The organism is Streptomyces sp. NPDC055815 (assembly GCF_053616475.1).
The window spans coordinates 34,685-59,999 of sequence record NZ_JBSHDU010000051.1 but is presented as its reverse complement, the minus strand read 5'-3'; the positions used below and the strand labels follow the sequence as shown (position 1 = coordinate 59,999).

Here is a 25,315-nt window from a genome sequence, read left to right as displayed (position 1 = left end):
GGCCCCGCCCCCTCGTGCCGTACGACGCCGGCGTTCAACCTGCGAGCCGGTCCAGCACGGCGCGACGCCACCGTTCCGTCTCCGCGATCTGGTTGAACGTGAACAGGTGCAGCCCGGCCACCCCCGCCGTCGGCGCGGTGAGCGCCTTCGCGCCGCGCGCCAGCAGCCTGTCGGGGGAGTACCCGCCGGGCGTCGCGAACCGCAGGAACCACGAGGCGTGCCGGGTCAGGAACCGCGTCGACTCCCCCACGCCGATCTTCGTCGCCATCGTCAGCAGCTTCGCCCGCTGCACGGGCCCCGCGACGCCCAGGTGGACGGGCAGGGTGATGTCCCGGCGCCGTATCCGGGCGATCCACTCCCCCAGCACCCGCGGGTCGAAGCAGAGGTTGCTCACGATGTACGTGGCGTGCTCGCGCTTGTCCCACATGGCCTGGATGGTGACGTCGTCGTGGATGAGCGGATGGCTCTCGGGATAGCCGGTCACGCCGACGCGGGCGAAGGGCCTGCCCAGCTCGCTCAGCCTGCGCAGCACGGGCAGCGCCCCGTCGTAGGCCCCGGCCGGCGGGTCGGCGTCGCCCGCGGGGACGAAGACGTCGTCCACGCCCGCCTCGCGCAGCCGATCGACGACGTCCTTCAGGTGCACCTCGTCCCGCAGCAGCCGCGCGGGCACGTGGGGGACGACGCGGTAACCGTTGGCCGCGAGGCGGGCGGCGAGGTCGAGGGTCGGTTCCAGGCCCTTGACCGGCGACGCCGTCACGGTGACGACGACGTCGCGCGGCACATGGGCGAGGACCTTGTCCTGGGTCGCCTTCGCGGGCAGCACCTCGTAGCGGACGCTGTCGAGGAGCGCCCTCATTCCTGGGGTGCCCAAGGTCTACCCGGCCGGTGTCTGGGCGTCGCGGTGGCGGTAGTACACGGCCTTCGACGGCTCCAACGGCTGCCTGCCGAGGATCAGGTCGGCGGCCTTCTCGGCGATCATCATCACCGGCGCGTAGATGTTGCCGTTGGTGACGTACGGCATCACCGACGCGTCGACCACGCGCAGGCCCTCCACGCCGTGCACGCGCATGCTGGTGGGGTCGACGACCGCCATCTCGTCGGTGCCCATCTTGCAGGTGCAGGACGGGTGCAGGGCGGTCTCCCCCTCCTTCGCGACCCAGGCGAGGATCTCCTCGTCCGTCTCCACCTCCCGCCCGGGCGAGACCTCCCCGTCGTTGTACGGGGCGAGCGCCGGCTGGCCGAGGACCTTGCGGGCCACCCGGATCGCCTCGACCCACTCGCGGCGGTCCTGCTCGGTGGAGAGGTAGTTGAAGCGCAGCGCCGGGTGCTCGCGCGGGTCCTTGCTCTTGATCTTCACGGAGCCGATGGCGTCGGAGTACATGGGGCCCACGTGCACCTGGTAGCCGTGGCCGCCGGCGGGCGAGGAGCCGTCGTAGCGGACCGCGACGGGCAGGAAGTGGAACATCAGGTTGGGGTAGTCCACGTCCTCGTTGCTGCGGGCGAAGCCGCCGGCCTCGAAGTGGTTGGTCGCGGCGGGCCCCTTGCGGAAGAGCCACTGCAGTCCGATGAGGGGGGCGCGCCACTTCGCCATGTACGGCTGCACGGAGACCGGCTGCTTGCAGGCGTACTGGACGTAGACCTCCAGGTGGTCCTGCAGGTTCTCGCCGACGCCCGGCAGGTCGTGGACGACGTCGATGCCGAGGGCGCTCAGCTGCTCCGCGTTGCCGACGCCGGAGAGCTGAAGCAGCTGCGGGGAGTTGATCGCGCCGCCGCACAGGATGACTTCCCGGGCGCGGACCTGCTGGAGGGCGCCGCGGCCGCGCCGGTACTCGACGCCGACGGCCCGCTTGCCCTCGAAGAGCACGCGGGTGACGAGGGAGCGGGTTCTGACCGTGAGGTTGGGACGCTTCCTGACGGGCTTGAGGTACGCCTTCGAGGCCGACAGGCGACGTCCGCGGTGGACGTTGCGGTCGAATTTGGCGAAGCCTTCCTGCCGGAAGCCGTTGACGTCGTCGGTGGGCGCGTAGCCCGCTTCCTGAGTGGCCTTGAGGAAGGCGTCGAAGAGCGGGTTGGTCGCGGGGCCGCGTTCGAGGACGAGGGGGCCGTCATGGCCGCGGAACTCGTCGTCCGGGGCGGCGGCGAGGCAGTTCTCCATCCGCCGGAAGTACGGCAGGCAGTGGGCGTAGTCCCAGGTCTCCATGCCGGGGTCGGCGGCCCAGCGCTCGTAGTCCATGGGGTTGCCGCGCTGGAAGATCATGCCGTTGATGCTGCTGGAGCCGCCGAGCACCTTGCCGCGCGCGTGGTAGACGCGCCGGCCGCCCATGTGGGGCTCGGGCTCGGACTCGTACTTCCAGTCGTAGAAGCGGCTGCCGATCGGGTAGGTCAGCGCCGCGGGCATGTGGATGAAGACGTCCCAGGGGTAGTCGGAGCGGCCGGCTTCCAGTACGAGCACCCGGTTCGCCGGGTCCGCGGAGAGCCTGTTCGCCAGTGCGCTGCCGGCCGATCCGCCGCCGACAATGACGAAGTCGTATTGCAGGGGAGCCATAGTGCCTCGTCTCACTCGCGCCGTAGATATGCGGGGCATGCTAATCCGGTATCGCAGTACGCACCAGGTTGCGAACAACGCAACTTACAGGCGCTTCATTTGGGCTTCGAAGCTTGCGACGACGTTGTTTACCGCGCGTATAGTTTCGCCATGAGCAACCACAGCCAAGACAGCGAAGCGTCGAACTCGCAGGCCGGCGGAGTGCAGTCGGTCGACCGCGCCATCAGCGTCCTCGAGATCCTGGCCCAGCGCGGCGAGGCGGGCGTCAGCGAGGTGGCGGCCGAGATCGACGTCCACAAGTCCACCGCGTTCCGTCTGCTCGGCGCCCTCGAGGCGCGCGGCCTGGTGGAGCAGGCGGGCGAGCGTGGCAAGTACCGGCTCGGCTTCGGCATCGTGCGCCTGGCCGGTGCGGTCACCGGACGCATCGACATCACCCAGCAGGGCCGCCCGGTCTGCGAGCGTCTCGCCGAGGAGATCGGCGAGACGATCAACATCGCCGTCATGCAGGAGCACTACGCGATCAACCTCTACCAGGTGCGTGGTCCCGGGGCCATCACCGCCCACAACTGGGTCGGCCAACTGACCCCGTTGCACGCCACCTCCAGCGGCAAGATCCTGCTGGCCCACCTGCCCGCCGAGGAGCGCGCCGCGCTGCTGACCGAGGCGGGCATGAAGAAGGTCACTCCGCACACCCTCACCGCGAAGACGAAGCTGGAGAAGAACCTCGCCGAGGCCCGCGAGCGCGGCTACGCGTGGACCCTGGAGGAGCTGGAGATCGGGCTGCACGCGATGGCCGCCCCGATCCGCGACCGGGACGGCGTGGTCATCGCCGCGCTCAGCGCCTCCGGGCCCTCGTACCGCTTCACCGAGGAGCGCCTGCACGAGCTCTCCCCTGTGCTGCTCAAGGGTGCGGAGGAGATCAGCCACCGGATGGGCTACCTGGGCTGAGTCACCCCTGGGGGGTGCCCAGGCGCTCGTTCACCCAGTCGTGGAAGGCTCCGATGTGGTGCTCGCTGGGCACGAGCACCCCGCCCTTGGCGTACATGCGGGAGCTCATGCCGGGCTGCGTGCGCTCGCATGCGTCGAAGTCCTGGCGGTTGACCCGGTCGAAGAGCTCGACGGAACGGCTGACGTCCTTGCCGCTCTCGACGACGTGCGGGAGGTAGAGCCAGTCGCACTCGACGATCGTGCGGTCGGCGGCCACCGGGTACATCCGGTGGAAGATGACGTGGTCGGGGATGAGATTGATGAAGACCTGCGGCTTGACGGTGATCGCGTAGTAGCGGCGGTCCTGGTCCTCCGCCACCCCGGGAATGCGGTCGAGGCCCTCGGATCCGTCGACGGTGAAGCCCTGGATCTCCTCGCCGAACGCGGCACCGTGGCCGACGTAGTACTGGGCCGCGTAGCCGTCCGCGAACTCGGGGAGCACCTCGGTGAGTTCGGGGTGGATCGTGGCGCAGTGGTAGCACTCCATGAAGTTCTCGATGATGAGCTTCCAGTTCGCCCTGACGTCGTAGACGATCCGCCTGCCGACCGAGAGGTTGTCGATGTCGTAACGCTCGATCGACTCCAGGTCGCCGAGGCGGGTGACGGCCGCGCCGATGACGTCCTCCTCGAAGGAGGGCGGGTTCTCCGCCAGGCAGACCCACACGTATCCGAGCCATTCACGGACGGCCACGCTCACCAGGCCGTACTCGGTGCGGCCGACGTCGGGCATCTTGGTGAGGTTGGGCGCGGCGACGAGCTTGCCGTTCAGGTCGTACGTCCAGGCGTGGTACGGGCATTGGAAGGCCCGCTTGACCTCGCCCGTCTCCTCGGTGCAGAGCTTGGCTCCGCGATGCCGGCACACATTGAAGTAGGCACGGACGGAGTTGTCCCTCGCGCGGGTGACAAGGATGCTCTCGCGGCCCACGTCGACGGTGCGGAAGGCGCCGGGCTTCGCCAGTTCCGAGGCGCGCGCGACGCAGAACCACATGGTCTCGAATATGTGCTCCTGCTCCTGGGCGAAGATCGCCGGATCCGTGTAGGAGGAGCCAGGGAGGGTGGCGATCAGGCTGTCCGGCAGACCGGTCGATGTCACGGTGCACTCCTCTGGATACGTCGTGGAGGGGTCGTTCACGCGCCGGGAAGAGCAACTCCGGACAGCGTGGTGGAGGGAGCAACTTCGGGTGCCGTCCGCAGGGGCATGCGTGGGGTTCCGTGGGGGGCGACGTCAGGACGTAGTGGCGGCGAGCCGCTTGCGCCAGCGCGTGAACAGCCGCGGCTGGTTCATGCCGAGCACGGCGACCGGTTCTCCGGCGCGCCGGTAGACGGCCAGGACGTTGCGGTCGTCCACGGCGCCTTCCTCGACGGCCACGCTGTCGGCGCCGGCCGCATGACCGGCGAACTGGATCTTGACGCCGTACTGGTCGGACCAGAAGTACGGCGGCCTGGGCACACCCGGTTCCACCGCGCCCCCCGCAAGGAGTGTGGCGACGGCGGCGTCCGGGCGCTCCCGCGCACCGGTCCAGTGCTCGACGCGCCGGTGGGCGCCCGCGCGGGGGTCGTACCAGTTGGCGCAGTCTCCGACCGCGACCACCCCGGCCAGGCTGGTGCGGCCGTCGGCGCCGCACTTGACTCCGTTGTCGAGCTCGACGCCGGATCCCTCCAGCCACTCGACGCACGGGCGGGCCCCCACACCGACGACGACGATGTCGGCCGGGATGCTGCGTCCGTCCTCGAGCAGGACGGCGTCCACACTCCCCCGAACCCCCCTCCTGCTGCGCTCGCCCCCACGCAACCCCTTGACGCCCACACCGCACAACAGCCGCACGCCGTGATCCCTGTGGAGCGCGGAGACGATGCCGCCCATGGCCGCGCCGAGCGGTCCGGCGAGCGGAGTCTGGGCCGCTTCGACGACCGTCACGTCGAGACCGAGGGCGTGAGCGGTGGAGGCGACCTCGGCGCCGATGAATCCGCCGCCGATCACCACCAGCCGTCCACCCCGGGCCAGTTCGTCGCGCAGGGCGCGGGCGTCGTCCAGGGTGCGCAGGACGTGCACTCCGCCCAGGCCCTCGGCGCCGGGGAGCCTGCGCGCGGAGGCGCCCGTCGCGATGACGAGGCCGTCGACGCCGACCTTCCGCCCTTCGGCGAGCCGTACGGCACGTCGGCCGCGGTCGAGTCCGGTGGCCCGGGTGCCGAGCAGCCACTCCGCCCCCAGCTCCTCGTCGTCCGCCTCCAGCGCGAGCGCCGCCTCGTCGAGGGTGCCGGCCAGGAACTCCTTGGACAGCGGGGGCCTGTCGTACGGACGATGGGGCTCGTCGCCGATGACCACCAGCCGCCCGTCGTAACCCTGCTTCCGCAGCGAGCGCGCCGCCGACAGCCCGGCGAGCGACGCGCCCACCACGGCCACGGTTCTCATGCGGAACCCCCGGTGAGCCGGGCCGCGAGACAGGGCGGCAGGTTGGGGGCGTCGGTCGACACCCGGACGTGGATCACGCCGTCCTCGACGACGACCTCGTGCGTCCGGACCGGGAGCTTGGCCGGCGGAGCGTCGACGGCGCCGGTCCGCAGGTCGAACTTCGAGGCGTGCAGCGGGCATTCCACCTCGCAGCCCTCCAGCCAGCCGTCGGCGAGCGAGGCGTCCTGGTGGGTGCAGGTGTCGTCGATGGCGAAGATCTCGCCGTCGTCGGTGTGGAACACCGAGACCGGCGGATCGATGTCAAGCCGGAAGGCCTCACCTCGCGGGAGATCCGCGAGACGGCACACGGGAATCTTCATGACACCTCGGTGCGTATAGCGAAACGGATTGCGGTAAGCGCAACGTCAGTCTGGAGTCGGCCCGAACCCTTGTCAAGGCATCCGCAGGCCGGTCAACTCACCTCAGGCAGTTGCCCATTGCGCAACGCAGCGCACCATGAACAACGCGCGGAGGGATCACCCCAGCCCTACCGGACATATGAAGGCGGCCCGCCTCCTCGCCCTGTGACGGACGAGGAAACGGGCGCGTCGCGCTCCGCGCACCGGGCGGTCAGAAACCCCGGTCGATCCACTCCTCAAGGTGCGGAGCCTCGGCGGCGATGGTGGTCCTCTCCCCGTGCCCGGTGTGCACGACGGTGTCTCCGGGCAGCGTGAGCAGCCGGTCCCGGAGCGAGTCGACGAGGGTGGGGAAGTCGCTGTACGACCTTCCCGTCGCCCCCGGCCCGCCCGCGAAGAGCGTGTCGCCGCTGAAGAGGGCCGCCAGGGCCGGCGCGTACAGACTGACCGCACCAGGGGCGTGGCCCGGGGTGTGCAGCACGGCCAGCTCGACGCCCGCCACCGCGAGCACCTGCCCGTCGGCCAGTTCGCCGTCGGGTGCCCGGTCCGGGTGGGTCTGCTTCCACAGCGGCAGATCGTCCGGGTGGAGCAGGATCGGCGCCCCGGTGCGCGCCGCGAGTTCGGGCGCCGCGTCGATGTGGTCGTCGTGGGCGTGGGTGCACACGATGGCCCGCAGCGTGCGCCCGCGGAGAGCACGGGCGATCGCCTCGGCGTCGTGCGCGGCGTCGACGACGATCACCTCGTCGTCGTCACCGATGATCCACACGTTGTTGTCGACGTCCCAGGTGCCGCCGTCCAGCGAGAAGGTCCCCGAGGTGACCAGGTGCTCGACGCGGGCTCCGGCCATCAGAGGACGACCACCGAGCGCAGGACCTCGCCGCCGTGCATCCGGCCGAAGGCCTTCTCGACCTCGTCAAGCCCGATGGTCTCCGTGACGAAGGCGTCCAGATCCAGCCGCCCCTGCAGATGGAGGTCGATGAGCATGGGGAAATCGCGGGAGGGCAGGCAGTCCCCGTACCAGGACGACTTCAGTGCGCCGCCGCGTCCGAAGACGTCGAGGAGGGGCAGTTCGAGCCTCATCTCCGGGGTCGGCACGCCGACCAGGACGATCGTGCCGGCGAGGTCACGGGCGTAGAAGGCCTGCTTGTACGTCTCCGGGCGGCCGACCGCTTCGATGACGACGTCGGCGCCGAAGCCGCCGGTCAGCTCGCGGATCGCCTCGACCGGGTCGGACTCCCTGGAGTTCACGGTGTGGGTCGCGCCCAGCTTCTTGGCCGTGGCCAGCTTCCGGTCGTCGATGTCCACCGCAATGATCTTCGCCGCGCCCGCCAAGTGCGAGCCGACGACCGCCGCGTCCCCGACGCCGCCGCAGCCGATGACGGCCACACTGTCACCGCGTCCGACGTTGCCGGTGTTGATCGCGGCACCGATGCCCGCCATCACCCCGCAGCCAAGGAGTCCGGCGGCGGCCGCCGACGCGGCTCGGTCGACCTTCGTGCACTGGCCGGCCGCCACCAGCGTCTTCTCCGCGAACGCGCCGATACCCAGCGCCGGGGACAGCTCCTGCCCGGTCGAGGCGAGGGTCATCCTCTGCTTGGCGTTGTGGGTGTTGAAGCAGTACCAGGGCCGCCCCCGCAGACAGGCGCGACACTGGCCGCACACCGCCCGCCAGTTGAGGATGACGAAGTCGCCGGGCGCGACATCGGTGACGCCCTCCCCCACCGACTCCACGACACCTGCGGCCTCGTGACCCAGCAGGAAGGGGAAGTCGTCGTTGATGCCGCCTTCGCGATAGTGCAGATCGGTGTGGCAGACCCCGCAGGCTTCGATCTTCACCAGCGCCTCGCCCGGGCCGGGATCCGGCACGATGATCGTTTCCAGGCTGACGGGGGCGCCCTTGCCCCGCGCGACGACAGCACGGACCTGATGCGTCATGGCCACTCCTCGGCTGGTACGAGACCTGAGCAGGCGTTGCTCATTACGACACGCATCTCACGTGCCGCAACAAAGGATCGTTGAGCCCCCGCTGGAGGTCAAGGAGTTCGACGCGCACCAGGTGTGGTGACGGGCAGCCATGTCGACGCGAGTGCCAGGCGGCGTTCGCCTCTCCCCGTGGGGGGAAGGATGATGGTCGTCGCGACCCGCGTGCCGAGGTCGCAGCGTACCGACGCGCCAGGGGCTACCGTCGGCTTCATGGAGCGAATCCGAGCGGTCCTGGTCGACATCGACGGCGTCCTCACCGTCTCCTGGAAAGCCCTGCCGGGAACGGTCTCGGCCATGGAGCAGCTACGCGGCACGGGGCTCCCCATCGCGCTGGTCACCAACAACACCTCCCGCACCAGGGCCGCCATCGCCTCACGTCTGGCCGGCCTCGGCTTCCCCGTCGGAGCCGGAGACATCCTGACCGCGCCGGCGGCCACGGCGGCGTATCTGCGCGAGCACTTCCCCGGCGCGCGCTGCCGCCTGCTCAACAGCGGTGACGTACGGGACGACCTGCCGGGCGTCACGCTCGTCGACGAGGGTGACGCCGACGTCGTCGTGCTCGGCGGCGCCGGGGCCGAGTTCGGCTACGAGGCCCTCAACCAGGTCTTCAGGCAACTGCAGCGCGGGGCCCGGCTGGTGTCGATGCACCGCAATCTGTACTGGCGCACCGAGGGCGGCCTCGACCTGGACACCGGGGCCTTCCTCGAAGGACTCGAGAAAGCCGCCCGCACCGAGGCGGAGGTGACGGGCAAACCGGCTCCGGCGTTCTTCACCAGCGCCCTCGCCCACCTCGGCGTCCACGCCTCGGAAGCGCTGATGGTCGGCGACGACATCGAGTCCGACGTGCTGGCCGCCCAACGGTGCGGCATCACCGGCGTACTGGTGAAGACGGGCAAGTACCTCCCCGAGACACACCGCACCGCCTCCGGCACGCCCGACCACGTCCTCGACTCCTTCGCCGACCTTCCCGCCCTGCTCACCCCCGGCGGCGGGACACCTCAACGTTGACAGACCCGGACCGACGTGCCGCGGGCCAGTGGCGGGGGTTCGGTGGGCGCCCGGCGGGATCCAGTGGAAGGGTCGGGAGGCTGTCCCGTGGGGGGCGGTGGTGTCAGGTCGGACGGACGAGGCGGTTGTCGTAGGCGAAGACGACCGCCTGGATCCGGTCGCGGAGTCCGAGTTTCTGCAGGATCCGCCCGAGGTGGGCCTTCACGGTCGCCTCGGCGAGGTGCAGGGCGGCCGCGATCTCGGCGTTGGACAGGCCGCTGCCCACCTTGACGAGGACGTCGCGTTCGCGCGGGCTGAGCCGGCCGAGTCGTTCGTCGTGGTGGTCGGTGCGGCTCCCGTCGGGGAGGTGCGGCCGGAGATCGTCCAGCAGGCGGCGGGTGATCCTCGGGGCGAGAACGGCGTCGCCCGCGGCCACATCGCGTATCGCGGTGAGGAGTTCCTCGGGCCTGGTGTTCTTCAGCAGGAAGCCGGAGGCTCCGGCGGCGAGTCCGGCGAAGGCGTATTCGTCGAGGTCGAAGGTGGTGAGGATCAGTACCTTGCTCCTGGGGGAGACACGGGTGAGAAGCCGGGTCGCCTCGATGCCGTCGGTCCCGGGCATCCGGACATCCATCAGGACGACGTCGGGGCGAAGTTCCCGGGTGAGGCGTACGGCCTCGGCGCCGTCCGCGGCCTCACCGACGGGTGTCATGTCGGGCTGGGCGTCCAGGACCATGCAGAAGGCCATCCGGAGCAGCGCCTCGTCGTCGGCGATCAGGATGCGGATCGTCATGCGGGAGCTGCTCCGTCGCTGTCGAGGTGGAGGCGGGTGTGGACGTTCCAGCCGCCGCCCGGGAGCGGTCCGGCGCGCAGTGTCCCGCCGTAGGCGGCCGAGCGCTCGCGCATGCCGGGGATGCCCTGGCCGGACGTGCCGTCGGCGGGAGACGACGGGCCGTGGAGGTGGGGGCAGGCGCCGTTGTCGGTGATGCTCACGGTGACGGTCGCGGCGGAGCACTGTATCCAGACGTCGGCGCGGGTGCCGGCGGGGGTGTGTTTGAGGGTGTTGGTCAAGGCTTCCTGCACCAGTCGGTAGACGGTCAGTTGGGCGGTGGCGGGCACGTGGGTGTGGCTGCCGAGGATGTCGAGGCGGGTCGGCAGTCCGGCGGCGCGCATCCGGTCGGCGAGGGCATCGAGTTGGGCGATGCCGGGCAGGGGGTGGCGCTGAGCGTCGGGTTCGTCGGTCCGCAGGATGCCGAGCGAGCGCCGCATGTCGGTCAGGGCCTGCCGGCCGGTCTCGGAGACCTGGAACATCGCGGTGGTGGTCCTGTCGGGTGACCGGTGCTGCGTGTGGACGGCGGCGTCGGTGAGGGCGACCATCACGGACAGGTTGTGGGTGACGATGTCGTGCATCTCCCTGGCGATGCGGCTCCGTTCCTCGGCGACGGCCAGTCGTGCCTGCTGGTCCTGGTGGTGTTCCAGGCGTGCGGCCCGTTCCTCCAGGGCTGCGAGGTAGGCGCGCGTGGTCCGCGCGTTCGTGCCCAGGGCGACGGTGGCGACGACGGTCGCGGTCAGCGCGACGAAGGGAGCCAGGAAGGCGCCTTCCGTCGCCCAGCGCAGGCACGCCAGCAGGGCCCCGCCCTCGACGACGGCGCCGGCGACGAGCGTCGCGCGTCCGCCCGCGTGCGCGGCCACCGCGTACAGGGCTGCCCACAGCGCGACGTCCGCGGGAAGTTGGATGTTCGCCAGCCACTGGACGAGGGCTGCGGCTGCGATGGCGCCGAACACCGTGCGTGGGGCCCGCTGCCGCCACAGCAGGGGCAGCGTGAGGGCGGCGGTGAGCGCCGCGGCCGGCGGGATCTCGTGCGGCGCGCACGTGGCCGCGACGTGGAGCAGGAGCAGGGGTACGAGAAGGAGCGGCGCTGGCGGCAGCACGCGCCGTACGGCGGGCGGCAGCCGCCGACCGTGGCGGCAGGCGGCTCGTGTCGGTTCCGCCGGTCCGGTCGCCCGCCCGGTGGCGGAGGCGGGTGCCGCGGTCGGCAGCCCGGCTGTCGTCGCCTGCTGTGCGCGGTCCCGGTGGCGTACCGGGTGGGCATGGTCGTGCCCTGCGGCAGCCTCCGTCATCATCACGTCCCTGTCGATGTCCCTTGCCGATGCGGCGCCGTGGCGGCCCCGGCTCCTCGGACCGGGGTCACCGCCGCGTACGGCCGGAGCCGGGCCGCCAGGGGACAGCGCCGATGGCCCCCTGCGTCCCCGCGTCGCCGTGCTCCGCCCTGCCACGGTAGGGGGCGAGGGCGGCGGCGCACATACGTCCGCCGTCGGAGGACACCACGCCGGAGTACGACCGCAGGAGGAGCGCTGGTACCTCCTGCGGTCGCACAGCGGCCTCCCTTTTCGGGGTCCGTTTGCGACTGGGGTGGCATACGCCGAAGACCGCGGGCCGATGTGCCACCGTGTGCGCCGCTTCGAGGATGGCGGGGTGACCGAGACAATCGCGGGACTGCCCATGTCCCTTCCGGAGTTCCTTGCCGTACTGGGCGCCGTCGCGCTGGTGGTGGCGCGCTGGCTTCCCCCCGCCGCCCGTCCGCGCGTCACGATCGCGGCGGGGGCGGTGTGGGTGCTGTCCGTGATCGTGCTGGGTGTGGTGGGGATCCGTTGGCAGCTGCTGCCGGTGCTGGCGGGTGGCGCCGTCGCGCTGCCGTTCGCCCTCTCCCCGCTGCTCCGAACGTTCCGGCGCCGTCCCGGTCGGCGGGCGTGGCGGGCACGGTGGTGGCTGGCGTTGCCGGGGTCGGCGGCCTGCCTCGGCCTGATCGCCGCCGGGCCGGTGGCCGCTTGGGCACTTCCCGTACCCGTGTTCCCCGAGCCGTCGGGCTCCTTCGCCGTCGGCACCCGGGTGGTGCAGTGGACCGACCCGAACCGCCCGGAGACCTTCACCGCCGACCCGGACGACCGGCGCACGGTCGTGGTCCAGCTCTGGTACCCCGCACAGCGGAGCCCCGCGGGCGCGCAGCGGGCCCAGTACCTCGGACGCACGGGGCAGGAGGCGCGCACCGTCTCCGATGCCCTGGCCCGTGCCGTCGGCCTGCCCGGCTTCCTGGTCGACGGCGTGCCGCAGGCCCGCACCCACGCGGTCTTCCACGCCCCGGTGGTCGGTGGGCGCGAACGGTTCCCTGTCGTGCTGTTCTCTCCCGGGGCGGGCGGGGTGCGCACCCAGAACACCGCCTGGGCGGAGGAACTGGCCAGTCACGGCTACGCGGTGGCCGCCCTCGACCACCCGTACGACTCCGCGGCGGTCGTCCTGGACGACGGCCGGACCATCCGTGCCGTGACCGCCTCCACCGGCGACCGGGACGCGGACGAGGAGCTCGCGGCCGGCTGGACGGCCGTCAGGGCCACTGACCTCGGCTTCGTCCTCACCCAGCTCGAGCGCCTGGACCGCGGCGCGATCGCCGCCCCGCTGGGCGGACGTGACCCGTCGACCGGGCGCGACCCGCTGGCCGGACGCCTGGACACCGGCCGGGCCGTGGCGACCGGCCACTCCATGGGCGGTGCCGCCGCCCTGCAGGCAGCCCGGCAGGACCCCCGGTTCGCCGCCGTCATCGACCTGGACGGCTACCCCCACGGCCCCGCCTCCCCGGCCCTCCACCAGCCGGTGCTCGCACTCACGCAGGCCATCACCCCGAGCACCGACCCGCGATACCTGCCCCGCCTCGACGAGGCCCTCGCATCCGACACCGCGACGAGCTACCGGCTCACCGTCCCCGGCGCCGCTCACCTCACCTTCATGGACGGCCCGCTGTACCTACCGCCGGTGCCCTCGATCGTCGGCTCCCTCGGCCGCACCGGGAGCCCCCGCGTCGTCGCCGCAACCACGCTCGCCTTCCTGGACGCCACGCTGCGGCACGCGCCCGGCGACCTGGCCGACGCCCTGTCGGCCCACGGCAGCCTCAGCGTCCACCACCCGAACGCCCCGCGCTGACCGGCCACGCCGCCACCGGCCTGCAGCGTGTGCGGTTTCACCGGTTCCTCCTCCAAGCGGTTGGAGCCGCCGCGGGTGCCCGCGATGCCCGCCCGACCGGTTCGAAGCGGTCATGGACCGGATCAAGGTCGCCCGGCCGGGGTCGGGCAGACCCCGGACCCGGCCCGACCGAGTCATCGCCGACAAGGGCTACTCGGCAGTCGCGCATCGTGCTGGAGTGCGCCGAGGGCCACTCGATCATGGAGGTGTCGCGTCGGCTGCGGATCGCTCCTGACACGGTCCGCACCTGGCGGCGGCGAGAGGTCGCAGACCCAGGCCCTGGACCGATCCCAGCCAGCGCGGCGTCCACCGCTCGGTCCAGGCCCTTGAACGCGACATCCGGTCCTGGCTCGCCGACTGGAACGAGCACCCCAGACCGTTCGTCTGGACGAAGACCGCCGACGAGATCCTCGACAAGGTCGCCGCTTTCTGCCGACGAATCTCCGACTCGCGTCATCAGCGCTCCTCCGGCTGTGAAGCCTCCGGCAACCTGCCCCTTAATCGGTAGACGTCGTGGCGGGCGCCCCAGGCCAGGCGCCGTAGCAGCGCGGAGAAGTATCCGAGACGAGCAGACCTCAGCCCAGTCCCAGAGGTTCGCGGGTGGAGAAACCTCCGGAGCCTCGAGGCGCGGCCGCTCCCCTTCCTCGCTCCCCCCTTCATTTCGCCGATACGCGTGGCGTGAGCGCGCGGTACACGTCCCGTGGGGAGAAAAGCGGTCCGCGTCCGTCGGGTGGGACGAGCCAGGAAAGCCCGGTCACCCTCCGGCCGGGGTCGGGTACGGCCGGCCAGGTCCCGGTTGTCAGATATCGAGCGGGCCGTTCCCATCTCGTGGCGGGGCCGCCTGGAGTCGTCAGGAGCACGAGTTGGACAGAAGCCAGCCACCGAGCCGACCACAAAGACGGATTCATCTGCTACCTCGTTCCCGGGATCAGCTGACGAAGGGGCCGACTATCCCGGACCAGGAGCGCCATGGACAGGGAGGCGGAGGGTGGCGGATTCGGCCTCTCTTGTGATGTGTCAGCGGTTGTCACACCCGCTGAGCCAGCGGCGGAGCGCGATGTGGGTGGCGTCGTCCAGCGTGCACAGGGCCTCGATGGCGTCGAGGTCCCCCGGCCGGGGCGCGATACCTGCTGTGGTGAGCGCGGCGTGCAGCTCCAGCCGGCGGAGGTCGGCCGGCTCCAGGGTCATGGACAGCCGGCTCGAGGGCGCGGGCGCCGGCAGCGGGTAGTCGCCGAAGCCCATGGTGCCGCAAGCCGTCGGCGTCTCCGCGGGCCGGTCGTCGATGAACGTGGCAGGGAAGCGGTACGGGTCGAGATCCACCAGTGCGGCGGGAGCAGTGGCGAACGCCTGAAACCCAGTCATGAGTGCCTCCTCAGTCGTCGTGCAACTGCAGAGGACGACGGCGCAGGGACTGAGGACAGTTGCGAACAAGGAGGACATCCACCCGGATGTCCCCTACGCCATCTCGTCACAAGAGAGATCACCCGACTGGCTGGGTACAGCCGTGGATGACGCCCGCGGACCTGGTGACCTCACTTGACCTCACCCGGTGACGCGGGCAACCTGCCGCCGGTGAATCGGGCGACCAGCAAGGCGATGTCGTCGTCCGCGGAGCCCGGCACGAGATGGGCGAGGAGGCTGTCGCACAGTCCGGTCAGGGCCGGGTGGGGTTGGGCGAGCAGATGGGTGAGTTCGGCGAGACGCTCGTCGATGTCACTGCCGCGGGACTCGATGAGGCCGTCGGTGTACAGAACGAGGAGGCTGCCCGGTTGCAGGGTGGTCTCGACGGTGGTGAAGCGGGTGCCGCCGACGCCGAGCGGGGTGCCGGGCGGCAGGTCGAGGAGATCGGCGGTGCCTTCGGGGCTGACGGTGGCGGGCGGCGGGTGCCCGGCGCGGGTGATGCGGCAGCGACCGGTTGCCAGGTCGATCACCGCGTAGAGGAAGGTGGCGAGCATCGGCTCGGCGAGGTCGTCGAGCGCCGCCTCCAGCTGATGGAGCAGTTCTTCGGGTTCGATGTCGAGCCTGGCGAGTGCCCGGACGCTGGCGGAGAGCCGTCCCATCACGGCTGCGGCCTGTGTGCCGTGCCCCATGACGTCACCGATGAGCAGGGCCGCCTTCCCGCCTGGCAGGTTGAGCACGTCGTACCAGTCGCCGCCGACCTCGTTGACGTCGCTGGCGGGCAGGTAGCGGTGGGCGACCTCGAGCCCGGCCGGTGGGCTGATGTGCTGGGGCAGCATGCTGCGCTGCAGGGTCAGTGCGGTGTCGTGTTCGCGGTGGTACAGGCGGGCGTTGTCGATGCTGAGGGCGGCACGAGCGGCGAGCTCGCCGGCCAGGGTCACGTCGTCGGAGGTGAAGGGACCGATCGGACGGGTTCGGTAGAAGGAGGCCACGCCGAGTACCAGGTCCCGCGCGAAGAGCGGGGCCATCATGAACGCGTGCACGCCGAGCTGCAGCAGCTGCGCCGGCCTGGTGGTGTAGCGGGCGGCGGGGGCTATGGCTTTCTCGTCGAGGGTGGCCAGCAGGAACGGCTGGCGTCTGGAGAGAGCCTGGGTGTACGGGGCTGCCGCGGGGAAATCGAGGGTGCGGCCGAGGGGGGCGAGAACGTCGGTGATCGCGGACCCGGTCAACGGGGACTTGCCCAGGCGGCGCAGGGCGACCCCGCCGGCCAGGCCCATGCCGGGCTCGTCGCCGCGGGCAAGGGAGTCCAGGACGTCGACGGTGACGGCGTCGGCGAAGCGGGGGACGGCGAGGTCGGCGAGTTCCTGGGCGGTGCGTTCCACTTCCAGGCTGGAGCCAATCCGGATGGACGCCTCGCTGAGCAGTGCGAGCCTGCGCCGTCCCGCCTCGGCTTCGACGTGAGCCTGCTGCTGGTCGGTGATGTCGAGCAGCGAGGCGATGACCCCGATCGGCCGGCCGCCCGGATCCTCCACGCGTACGTAGGAGCACGACCACACGCGGTCGACGTCGGGCTCGGACGGTGTGCGGCCGATGCGGCGGCGGTCCAGGACCGGCTCCCCGCTGTCCAGGACCTGCCTCATCGCGGCTTCCATGTCCTCGGCGTTCACCTCGGGCAGGAGCTGGGACAGGCGCCGACCGATGTGGGCCGACTCCGACAGGCCGTTCATCCTCTCCAAGGCCGGGTTGACGCGGAGGAACCGCAGCTGCGTGTCCAGGACGGCGATACCGACCGGGGAGCGGGCGAACAGCCCGTCCCACACGGCCGACGATCCGCGGATACGCCGCGCGGCGTGGGCCTCGGCGGCGAAGAGCAGGACCGCGGAGGCGTCGTTACGCCGGTCGGGAACGGGGCTTGCCCAGATCTCCACTTCCACGGGGTGTCCGTCGCGGTGCCAGGCGGTCACCGTGCCCATGACTCCCCGCCCGCCGGCCGCGGCCTCCCACAGCGACCGGCCGAGGCTGCTGTCCGCGCCCGGGTGCAACAGCTCGGCGATGTGCCTCCCGATCACCTGCTGCGGGCTGTAGCCGAGCAGCCCCTCGGCGGCCCGATTCCAGCGAACGATCGTTCCATCGGCGCCGGTGGCGACCTGCGCCACCGGAAGCGCGCCCAGCCAGCCGCCGGCGTCCTGGGCCGCGGCGCTGACCAGGTCGTCGACCGGGTTCGGCTCACTCATCGCTCGCCTCCCCGCGGGTGAGTCCCGACCGCACTTCACGGGGTCGTAGTGGCACACCCACGCACCCGCCCGCCGCCCACGAGCAGGAACGGCGTTGCGGTGAACTCGCTCAGCCGCCCGCCATAAGTGGTCGGCGGATGGGCATCCTCCATGCTTCCCATCGTCTCCCCGGAAGCACCGGACCGCACCAGCGTCTGCCTACTGCCCGACGCCGGTCGATCACCCACCGAGGCGGCGCCCCTTGCAGCCGGACCCTGCTCAGGTCCGGATCAGGGTCCGCTGAGCCTGAACACGGCCGCCCCCGTCGGCCCGGCCGCAACGGACAAGGAAGCTTCCCGCGAGGTCGGACCGTGGCAGACGCGGCCAGGCTGAAGAGATGGCTGGTGGCGCCCAGGATCGCCTTGCCGTGGCCTCGGTGAAGCCGATGCAGACGTGAGCGACGGTGCGCCTTCGAACGGACCGACGAGGCTTCACGGGCGTGGCCTGCTTGACCGGCCGGGCAGCCGCCTGCAGAGTCGGAACGCGGTCCCGTAGCAACGCCTCACCCCTACCCTCTCTGTCCATACGTGGCGAACAGCGCCGAGACCCAGGAGCGACTGGTCCGATGGTCCTCGACCTGATGGTGATCGGTACGGCCATCACCCTCGGGCCGTTGCACAACAGCGCCTTCATCCTGCTGCTCTCCTCGCGGGGCGGCGTTCGTCAGGGTCTGGCGTTCCTGTTGTCGTGGCTGGCCAACCTGGTCGCGGTGATCGCCCTCGTCGTGCTGCTGACCGGCGGTCAGCCCCCGGCCCGTCATAGCGCGCCCTCGACCGCCACGATCGCCGCGAAACTCGCCATCGGCCTGGCACTGGTGGCGTTCGGCGCGTACCGGCACCGCCGACCGCCCCGCCCGCACGGCCCGCCACGCTGGGCCGCCCGGATCGACAACGCATCCCCGGTCGCGGCAGCCGGTCTGGCGTGGCTGTTGCAGCCCTGGGGCCTGGTCGGCGCCGGCGCCGCGACCGCCATCGACGCGGACCTCTCGACCCTCACCGACTGGCTCGTACTGACCGGCTACTGCCTGCTGGCCACACTCAGCCTCATCGTCATGGAGATGTACACGGTCTGGGTGCCCGCGGCCGCGCACGCCCGCTTGAACGCCCTACGGAGCTGGCTGGAGCGGCACCAGGAACAGCTGGTGGTCACGCTCTCCCTGCTGGTCGGCCTGTGGCTGACGGCCCGGAGCATTTACGAACTGGTCGCCTGACGCAGGCAGCTGCCTGAACTCGCCCGTGCCGTCAACGTCCTCGCCTGACGAGCTGCCGGGACGACCGCGTCGGCCCGAATGGCTCCCGCGGTGCGCGCCAGCGCGCCCATCGGGGCGGCGCCGTCAGACAACGATCGGGCACCGTTACACGGCGCCCGGGGCGGTCAAGGCGCCGTTCGGCCGGATTAGGCCGACGGTGTCGTCCCGTCCTGGCGAGCGAGTCGCACCGGGCGATGACGGGAGCTCCAGCCGCTGCGCCGCTCCGAGAAGGGTTCTACCGTGGGGTGGCAGCGCTCCCGCTGAGGGAGCCCGCGGTCTCATGTGCCTCGTGAGCACCGGACTCCTCCGGGTGAAGGAGGCGTGACATGAGCGTCCTGACGTCCTGGGCAGCCAGGTTCAGGCTGCGGCAATACGTCAAGGCAAGCCTGTGGATCGTGCCGTTGTTCGGTCTCGTCCTCGGTGTCCTCCTCGCTGAGCTCGCGCTCACCGCCGACGACTCGGACTGGATCCCGAGCGGCTGGCACTACTCCGCGACGACGGCGAGCGGCGTGCTCTCCGCCATCGTGGGGGCGATGGTGGCGTTGCTCGGATTCGTCGTCACCATCGGCGTACTCGTCGTGCAGCAGGCGACGGGCACCCTCTCCCCTCGCTACATGCGCCTGTGGTATCGGGACCGGCTGCAGAAGGCGGTGCTGGCGACCTTCACCGGGACGTTCGCGTTCGCCTTCTCCCTGCTGCGCAGCGTCGAGACCGACTCCGTCCCCGATCTCGGGGTCACCCTGGCCGGTATGGCGGTGGCCGTCAGCCTCGTGCTCCTGCTCATCTACCTCAACAGGTTCACCCACAATCTCCGACCGGTGGCCATCGCCGAGCTGGTCACCCGGATGGGGGAGGCCGTCTTCAGGAGAGGGGCCGCGGCGATCCGGGGCGCGGCGCCGCACGGAGACGGAACCGTGCCGTCCGGCCGTCCGGTGATGCGCCTGCGTTCCGGACGTGGTGGAACCATCCAGGCGTTCGACGTGGCCGGGCTGGTCGCGGAGGCGACGCGCCACGACTGCGTCTTCGTCGTGACCCGGCTGATCGGCGACTCCGTACCGCCCGGCACTGTCCTCATCGAGGTCCACGGGGGCACGTCGCCGCCGGACCCGGACCGGGTGACCGCCCTCGTCGCCCTCGGCGCCGAGCGCACCATCGAGCAGGACCCCGCCTTCGCCCTGAGGATCCTCGTCGACATCGCCATCAGGGCCCTCTCCCCTGCGGTGAACGACCCCACGACCGCAGTGCAGGTGATCAATTACATCGAGTCCTTCCTGCACACGGTCGGCAGCACACGCCTCCCCGGGCGATATGTCCTGGCCGATCCCCACGAGCGCGCCCGGCTCGTGCTCCCTGGGCGTGACTGGGAGAACTTCCTCCAGCTCGCCGTGTGCGAGATCCGCGAGTACGGAAGGTCGTCCGTTCAGGTCTGCCGACGGCTCCACGCCATGCTCGAGGGCCTGCTCGACAGCTTGCCGCCGTCTCAGCACGCCGCCGTGCGGACGGAGATCAGCCTGCTGCAGGAGTCGATCGACCGGGAGTTCACCGACCCGGCCCGCCGGGCCATCGCGCAACAGCCCGACCACCAGGGCATCGGTGGGAAGTACCCCTCGTAGTGGGCCCGCACACGTCCGTCCGTGCCGCTCACCCCCCGACGCCTCCGCCAACGCCTCGCTCGTCAGCAACGCCGCCCATCGCAACTGTTCGTTGCCGGTCAGATCCGACGCTTACGTCCGCGTCACCCGTCCGGCGGACTCGCCGCGCGGGAAGGCGGGTGGCGCTCATAGCGTCGGGCCGACAGAGTTCGCAGAAGCTCCTGGGAGAAGCCGATGGCAGATGAGTCGCTTGAGAAGCTGGCCACGGAGGCGTGGATCTACGGGTACCCCCTGGTCACGGCTGCCATGACGAAAGGCTCCATGTCGGCGGTTCCGGCCCGGGACGACGCGCGTCGGAAGGCCCCGGTCAACCAGTTCTGCTACATGCGCGCCACCCCGGACGCCTCCTTCACCGAGGTCGTCTCACCGAACGCCGACACCCTGTACTCCAGTGCCTGGCTCGACCTGTCCGACGAGCCTCTCGTGCTGACCCTGCCCGACTTCGGCGACCGCTTCTGGATGGTCCCGATCCTGGACGCCTGGTCCGATGTCTGCGCCGTCGTCGGCCGGCGCAAGAACGGCCCGTCCGCCGGCCCCTTCCTGATCGCCGGGCCTTCCTGGTCGGGCGCGACCCCGCCCGGCCTGACCCTGTTGAAGTCGCCGACCGTCGTGAACTGGATCACCGCCCGGTACGCGACCAGCGGCCCGTCGGACTTCCCCTCCGTCAACCGGCTCCAGGACGCCACGCGCCTGATCCCGCTGTCGGAGTGGACCGGCGACCCCGATGACTACAACCCTCCCACCGATGTCCCCGTTCCCCCCGATGCCGACACCACGACGCCGCCCGTCGACAAGGTCCACACTCTCAGCGGTCGCGAGTACTTCACCCTCCTCAACCGGATGATGGTCGACAACCCTCCCGGCCCGGCCGATGCTCCGGTCCTGGGCAGATTCGCCAAGCTCGGTATCACACCCGGCGCGAGCCTGGACGACCTGTCCCCCGAGGAGCTCGCCACCCTGGACGCGGGAGCGCGGCGCGGCCCGGGGGTCCTGCGCGATCTGCTCACCCGAGCGGAGTCCGCGAACTCCGGTGGGTGGACCGTGCACCGAGGCCTGGGTGATTACGGAACCGACTACGCCAAGCGCGCGGTCATCACCCGGTTCGGGTACGGAGCCAACCTCGACGCCGACGCCCTGTACCCGCACGCCACCACCGATGCCGACGGCCGGCCTCTCGACGGTGCCCACACCTACGTGCTGCACTTCGGCGCCGGCGAAACCCCGCCCGTCGACGGCTTCTGGTCCCTCACGATGATGAATGAGCATCAGCTCTTCGCCGACAACCCGCTGAACCGCTACGCGATCGGCGACCGCAGCGGTATGCGGACCAACCCCGACGGCTCCCTGGACATCTACGTCCAGCACGAAAGCCCCGGAACCGAGCGCGAAAGCAACTGGCTACCCGCACCCGCAGGCAGCTTCAACGTCTTCCTGCGCCTGTACTGGCCCCAGCAGCCGGCCCTCACCGGCGCCTGGACCCCACCGGCCCTGCGACGCACCAGCTGAACCGCAGCTTGGGTGGGTGGGGGCTCCGGAGGAGGTCATGACCGAGGGCCCCACCAGCGAATACGTCCGATGTCCCCATCCGTCAGGTGTGCGGTACGACTGCGACAGGGCAGGAGGCGTGGTGGATGACGGCGTGGGTGACCGATCCGATGTGAGCGCCCCTGGCTGCCCTCCGGCGGCCGACGACCACGAGGCGCGCGTCCGACGCGGCCTCGATGAGATGTTCGGCTGCCCGTCCCGAAGCGGACACCTCCGCCACCTCCGTCGCCGGAAACCTGTCCCGGAACGGTCGAACCGCGTCGGCAAGCGCTGCCGCCCTCTCGTCCTTCGCGGCCGCGCTGGAGTGGTGAACGAAGGATTCATGCCATGTGTGCACGATCTCCAGCGGGACGTGGTGCCGCCCGGCGAAATCGAACGCGAAGGACAGCAGCTCGTCCTTGACTTCGTTCACATCCAGACCGAGCACCACCTTCCGGCGGCTGCTCCCCTCGGACGCACCGGAGCCGTCCTTCTCGTATCCGGGGCGAACGAGAACCACTGGACGCTCGGCTTCCGCGATGACCTCCTGCCCTACCGAACCGACGATGAACCCGCGGACGCTACCCAACCCATGTGACCCCACGACGAGCAGCTCCGCCTTGGCAGCGGCGGCGAGCAGCACGCTGACGGGCGCGTCTTCGACCTCGTCAGCGGTCACGGCAAGGCCCGGCTGCCGGGACCCGCCGCCACGCCCTCACGGGGCGCCGCTGGGCATCCTTGTGCGAGAGCACCTGGTCGAGAAGCTACCGAGTCGCCGAAGCAATGGCGTGCGCAGTGTTCGACGACGCTGCCGAAGTACCCCGTCCGGCGGAGGCGCCGGGATGGCCGCCCTTTCGCAGACCGAGTTGTGTCGCGGCGGTCAGATCCGTCAGGCCGGCCAGGAGCTCATGGAGTGAGACCTGCGGACCGTCGCCCGCCGACCACGCCCCGGCACGGACTCTGCCGTCGCCCGGGCGTCTCTCAGCCGCGTGCGTCCTGCGTGCGGCGGCTGTCCACTTCGCCGCGCTCGCGCACCGCGATCCGCGACAGCTTGGTCAGCATCATGCCGTTGCGGACCGCGACGACGTAGTCCACCGGCAGTCCATGCATCCGGGTACCAGGACCGCGGAGCGGATGCCAGTCCAGGATGAACAGTGTGTTGTCGCCCCAGGGGATCAGGTTCATGGCGATGCGTGCCGCACCGAACGGATGGGCCCTGGCCTCCAGCTCCAGCCGGTGCACCGGATCGCAGATGCGGACGACGCACGTGTCGTCGAGGGTGAGGGGACCCACGCCGACCCGGACGCGCAGGCGTGCGCCCACCTGGGGCCAGTGCGTGTCCGCAGCGAGGACCTGCTGGGTACCCGTCACCCATTCTCCGTAGCGATGGCCGTCGGACAGCAGGTTCCAGACCTCGGACGGTGAGCTGAGGATCAGACGGCGGTTGCGGGCCACATCGACTACGCTCCTTGACCAGGTGAGGATGCCGCAGCACGGCGAGTCACAGCCTGGGGGCCACTCCACGGCGAACCAGCGCTGCCGTCGCCGCGGCGCGCACGGAACACCTCCTCGGTCGCGGCGCGCCCATCGACACTATCCGCATCGCGCGCCGCGGGCATCCGCAGCGGGATCCGGCCGGCATCCGCAGGGCGCGGTCCACCGCACGGGGAGAGGTCACATCGGAGCGGCGCACCACTCGGTACGGCGCGTGGTCAGTCTCACGTACAGCCAGGGCCAGTGGGCGACACCCAGGACCGCCCACATCAGGGCTGCCGGGGACCAACCGCCCGCGAAGGCACCAGGAGCAGCGGCACGACGACCACGGGCCCGCCGACCCACAGTGCCCAGCGGGCGCATGACCCCCAGGTCGACGGCGAGCTCCTCGGGCACAGCCAGTCACGCTCGCGGGAGTCATGCCCGAGGGATCGGCGGGACCGCTTCCGCACTTCGGCCCGCAGCGGGTGGCCGGGGCCTCAGTTCCGGGCGTTCAGTTCCGCGACGATCGAGGCAGGCGTGTGGCCGCTGCTGTCGGACACCCGGTGGAAGTCGACCGAGACGAAGTTCGGGTCACGGCCGCCCGCCGCCGCGCGGCACTGCTGGGTGACGCGGTCCCGAAGCTTGGTCCCGTTGTCGAGGGCGGCGTTGATGACTGTGGGTACGTTCCGGTGGTGGCTCATGGTGAAGAGCCGCCGGAAGCCGGGCTCCTGACGGTCCAGCGGCACGTCGGACCACCGGCTGACGCAGGAGAGGTCGTTGCCGAGGTCGCCGAGGCTCCAGAAGTTGCTGACGGTCCAGGCCTTGTCGTACATGACACCGAGATACTCACGGTCGGGTGCGTCGCTGAAGATCAGCAGGCGCTTCCCCGCGCCGACGAGTTCGGTCATCCTCGGCCACCCCTGCCCGCGCACGTTCCACGCTTCGGGCCGGAAGAGCAGCTGGTCGAGGCCGCGTACCCGCCCGAGCGAGTCGCCCAGCTGCTGGGCGCTGACGTAGTCCTCCAGGAAGACGGTCACGACCTCTTGGGGGTTCGCCGCGAGGAAGTCCACCACTGTCTGCATGCTGCTCTGGAAGGACTGCCGGGGCAGCGCGTACGTGGCCCCCGCGAAGGTCTTGCAGTCGCCATGGCAGAGGTAGACGTCGCTCGGGTAGCAGTCGCTGCCGAAGCTGACGACGCAGAGCCAGGTGCTGCGCTCGTACCCATGCGTGTCCAGGCTGAGGCCTCGTACCCCGTTGTCGAGCTGATGGCGCAGGGACTCGGACTGCGACACCGAACTCCAGCGGGAATCCTCGTAGTTGGTGAACGCATTGTGGGTGCCGAGGAAGGAGACCTCGTCGAGCCGCCGGTCGCCCCAGCGCTCGCGGGCCTGGGCCACGGCCGCGCCGCTCGCGTTCGACGTCGCAACGAACGCACGGGCGGGGGCGTCGGGTGGCGCGGCACTGGCCACGGCGGGTGTTCCGACGAGGCTCACCAGGAGGAGCAGGACCACGGCGAGCGGTCCGGCCCTCAGAGAGGAAGCAGTCCCGACCGAGCGCACTCGTAACCGTGGGCCCCTGCCGGGGCGGATCTTCTGGATTGGCATGTCCATGTTCGACATGTACTCGCTCCCACCGGCGCGGCGCAAGACTCCGCCGGTGACCGAGAACCCTGCCCGGTTTGAGGGCAGGACAGCCGGTAACACGGGAGAGGACCACGACACCGAACCGCCCCCACGACATCACCCGGTCCCACGCGTGCCCCCAGCCCCCGGCGCCTGATCGGGGCCCGGGCGTTCCCGAGGCCCTCCGCCAGGACCCGTAACGACGGGGCGGAGACGACACGCACCGGACGAGAGGGGAGACGATGACCACGTATGTCTACGGCATAGCCCCGGCCGGCCGGAAGCTGTCCGGCGACATCGAGGGGGTGGGCGACCCGCCCAGGCCCGTGCGCGCCGTACGCGGCGGCGACCTGGTGGCCCTGTGCAGCGACGCCCCGGCCGAACTCGTTCCGCGGCGACGCGATCTGCTGGCGCATCTGCACGTCGTGATCGAGGCCGGCAAGGACGGCACGGTCCTGCCGCTGAGGTTCGGAGGGATCTCTCCCGACGACGAGACCGTCGCCGCCATCCCGGAGGAACGCCACGACCGCTACCTGGCACGGCTGGAGGTGCTCGCCGGCAAGGACGAGTTCAACGTGAAGGTGCATCACGACGAGGACGCCGCACGGCAGGTGGCACTGGCCGACGAACCCCACCTGATGAACCGGCGTCCGGTCGACCGCGCGGCGGGCGTCGACAGCCACGACACGGCCACCTTCGGCGAACGGGTCGACCGGGCCGTGTCCGAGCGGGGAAGGTCCGACGCAGCGCTCGTGGAGCGCGTCCTCGGCGCCCATGCGGCGGCGACGGTCCGCGGACC

Annotated in this window: 21 protein-coding genes and 3 pseudogenes; 9 read left to right on the top strand and 15 right to left on the bottom strand. The window is 70.9% G+C overall.

Annotated elements, in window-relative coordinates:
• Positions 1-34: 34 nt before the first annotated feature.
• Positions 35-856 carry a 5,10-methylenetetrahydrofolate reductase gene (locus ACWGN5_RS28125; RefSeq protein WP_453520177.1) on the bottom strand — a complete coding sequence of 274 codons (822 nt, stop codon included), beginning with the start codon at positions 854-856 and terminating at the stop codon, positions 35-37.
• An 18-nt stretch (positions 857-874) separates the two neighbouring features.
• Complete coding sequence (gene betA, locus ACWGN5_RS28120; RefSeq protein ID WP_453520174.1) at positions 875-2,545, bottom strand: choline dehydrogenase; 1,671 nt, start codon at positions 2,543-2,545, stop codon at positions 875-877.
• Positions 2,546-2,695: 150 nt separating this feature from the next.
• On the opposite strand from betA, the gene ACWGN5_RS28115 reads away from it, so the two are divergent.
• Positions 2,696-3,493, top strand: coding sequence for an IclR family transcriptional regulator (locus ACWGN5_RS28115; RefSeq protein ID WP_369141982.1), 798 nt, complete (start codon positions 2,696-2,698; stop codon positions 3,491-3,493).
• 1 nt (position 3,494) lies between these two features.
• Here ACWGN5_RS28115 and ACWGN5_RS28110 read toward each other — a convergent pair whose 3' ends face one another.
• From ACWGN5_RS28110 to ACWGN5_RS28090, 5 genes are all read right to left on the bottom strand, one after another.
• A complete protein-coding gene (locus ACWGN5_RS28110) occupies positions 3,495-4,625 on the bottom strand; it encodes an aromatic ring-hydroxylating oxygenase subunit alpha (RefSeq protein ID WP_453520170.1) in 1,131 nt (376 codons plus the stop codon).
• 132 nt (positions 4,626-4,757) lie between these two features.
• The gene (locus ACWGN5_RS28105; protein ID WP_453520167.1) at positions 4,758-5,945 is read right to left on the bottom strand and encodes an NAD(P)/FAD-dependent oxidoreductase; all 1,188 of its coding nucleotides are present in this window, start codon (positions 5,943-5,945) and stop codon (positions 4,758-4,760) included.
• On the bottom strand, positions 5,942-6,304 hold the full coding sequence (locus tag ACWGN5_RS28100; RefSeq protein ID WP_376589831.1) for a bifunctional 3-phenylpropionate/cinnamic acid dioxygenase ferredoxin subunit: 363 nt from the start codon (positions 6,302-6,304) through the stop codon (positions 5,942-5,944). Before ACWGN5_RS28100 ends, ACWGN5_RS28105 begins: the two co-directional genes overlap by 4 nt.
• A gap of 250 nt (positions 6,305-6,554) precedes the next feature.
• Entirely contained in the window at positions 6,555-7,187 is a 633-nt protein-coding gene (locus tag ACWGN5_RS28095; RefSeq protein ID WP_453520165.1) for an MBL fold metallo-hydrolase, read from the bottom strand.
• A complete protein-coding gene (locus ACWGN5_RS28090; RefSeq protein ID WP_453520163.1) occupies positions 7,187-8,275 on the bottom strand; it encodes an S-(hydroxymethyl)mycothiol dehydrogenase in 1,089 nt (362 codons plus the stop codon). The genes ACWGN5_RS28095 and ACWGN5_RS28090 overlap by 1 nt, the downstream gene beginning before the upstream one ends.
• A 258-nt stretch (positions 8,276-8,533) precedes the next feature.
• On the opposite strand from ACWGN5_RS28090, the gene ACWGN5_RS28085 reads away from it, so the two are divergent.
• Positions 8,534-9,331, top strand: coding sequence for a TIGR01458 family HAD-type hydrolase (locus ACWGN5_RS28085; RefSeq protein ID WP_453520160.1), 798 nt, complete (start codon positions 8,534-8,536; stop codon positions 9,329-9,331).
• Between the two features lie 103 nt (positions 9,332-9,434).
• Here the strand turns inward: ACWGN5_RS28085 and ACWGN5_RS28080 are convergent, their stop codons facing one another.
• The 3 genes from ACWGN5_RS28080 to ACWGN5_RS28070 form a co-directional block, all read right to left on the bottom strand.
• Positions 9,435-10,100 (bottom strand): response regulator, encoded by a 666-nt coding sequence (locus tag ACWGN5_RS28080; protein ID WP_453520158.1) that lies wholly within the window; start codon positions 10,098-10,100, stop codon positions 9,435-9,437.
• Complete coding sequence (locus tag ACWGN5_RS28075; protein WP_453520155.1) at positions 10,097-11,428, bottom strand: sensor histidine kinase; 1,332 nt, start codon at positions 11,426-11,428, stop codon at positions 10,097-10,099. The genes ACWGN5_RS28080 and ACWGN5_RS28075 overlap by 4 nt, the downstream gene beginning before the upstream one ends.
• A 67-nt stretch (positions 11,429-11,495) precedes the next feature.
• Positions 11,496-11,684: a hypothetical protein gene (locus ACWGN5_RS28070; RefSeq protein WP_453520153.1), complete on the bottom strand. Its 189-nt coding sequence runs from the start codon at positions 11,682-11,684 to the stop codon at positions 11,496-11,498.
• Positions 11,685-11,747: 63 nt separating this feature from the next.
• Between ACWGN5_RS28070 and ACWGN5_RS28065 the strand changes: the two genes are divergently transcribed.
• From ACWGN5_RS28065 to ACWGN5_RS28055, 3 genes and pseudogenes are all read left to right on the top strand, one after another.
• Positions 11,748-13,283 (top strand): alpha/beta hydrolase family protein, encoded by a 1,536-nt coding sequence (locus ACWGN5_RS28065; protein WP_453520151.1) that lies wholly within the window; start codon positions 11,748-11,750, stop codon positions 13,281-13,283.
• A gap of 29 nt (positions 13,284-13,312) precedes the next feature.
• Positions 13,313-13,570: pseudogene (locus ACWGN5_RS28060) on the top strand (hypothetical protein); the annotation flags it as partial.
• 47 nt (positions 13,571-13,617) lie between these two features.
• Positions 13,618-13,830, top strand: a pseudogene (locus tag ACWGN5_RS28055) (hypothetical protein); the annotation flags it as partial.
• Positions 13,831-14,339: 509 nt separating this feature from the next.
• Here the strand turns inward: ACWGN5_RS28055 and ACWGN5_RS28050 are convergent.
• A complete protein-coding gene (locus ACWGN5_RS28050) occupies positions 14,340-14,684 on the bottom strand; it encodes a hypothetical protein (RefSeq protein ID WP_453520149.1) in 345 nt (114 codons plus the stop codon).
• A gap of 170 nt (positions 14,685-14,854) precedes the next feature.
• Positions 14,855-16,954: a SpoIIE family protein phosphatase gene (locus tag ACWGN5_RS28045; RefSeq protein ID WP_453520148.1), complete on the bottom strand. Its 2,100-nt coding sequence runs from the start codon at positions 16,952-16,954 to the stop codon at positions 14,855-14,857.
• Between the two features lie 604 nt (positions 16,955-17,558).
• Between ACWGN5_RS28045 and ACWGN5_RS28040 the strand changes: the two genes are divergently transcribed.
• From ACWGN5_RS28040 to ACWGN5_RS28030, 3 genes are all read left to right on the top strand, one after another.
• On the top strand, positions 17,559-18,203 hold the full coding sequence (locus ACWGN5_RS28040; RefSeq protein WP_453520145.1) for a GAP family protein: 645 nt from the start codon (positions 17,559-17,561) through the stop codon (positions 18,201-18,203).
• A 365-nt stretch (positions 18,204-18,568) separates the two neighbouring features.
• A complete protein-coding gene (locus ACWGN5_RS28035; RefSeq protein ID WP_453520142.1) occupies positions 18,569-19,855 on the top strand; it encodes a DUF2254 domain-containing protein in 1,287 nt (428 codons plus the stop codon).
• A 213-nt stretch (positions 19,856-20,068) separates the two neighbouring features.
• Positions 20,069-21,400, top strand: coding sequence for a DUF1254 domain-containing protein (locus ACWGN5_RS28030; RefSeq protein WP_453520141.1), 1,332 nt, complete (start codon positions 20,069-20,071; stop codon positions 21,398-21,400).
• A gap of 82 nt (positions 21,401-21,482) precedes the next feature.
• Here ACWGN5_RS28030 and ACWGN5_RS28025 read toward each other — a convergent pair whose 3' ends face one another.
• The 3 genes from ACWGN5_RS28025 to ACWGN5_RS28015 all read right to left on the bottom strand — a co-directional run bounded on the left by ACWGN5_RS28025 (position 21,483) and on the right by ACWGN5_RS28015 (position 24,405).
• Positions 21,483-22,097, bottom strand: coding sequence for a universal stress protein (locus ACWGN5_RS28025; protein ID WP_453520139.1), 615 nt, complete (start codon positions 22,095-22,097; stop codon positions 21,483-21,485).
• Positions 22,098-22,399: 302 nt separating this feature from the next.
• Positions 22,400-22,873 (bottom strand): SRPBCC family protein, encoded by a 474-nt coding sequence (locus ACWGN5_RS28020; protein WP_453520138.1) that lies wholly within the window; start codon positions 22,871-22,873, stop codon positions 22,400-22,402.
• 518 nt (positions 22,874-23,391) lie between these two features.
• Positions 23,392-24,405, bottom strand: coding sequence for a PI-PLC domain-containing protein (locus tag ACWGN5_RS28015; protein ID WP_453520136.1), 1,014 nt, complete (start codon positions 24,403-24,405; stop codon positions 23,392-23,394).
• A 353-nt stretch (positions 24,406-24,758) separates the two neighbouring features.
• Between ACWGN5_RS28015 and ACWGN5_RS28010 the strand changes: the two are divergent.
• Positions 24,759-25,310 (top strand): annotated as a pseudogene (locus tag ACWGN5_RS28010) (GvpL/GvpF family gas vesicle protein); the annotation flags it as partial.
• Positions 25,311-25,315: the final 5 nt, after the last annotated feature.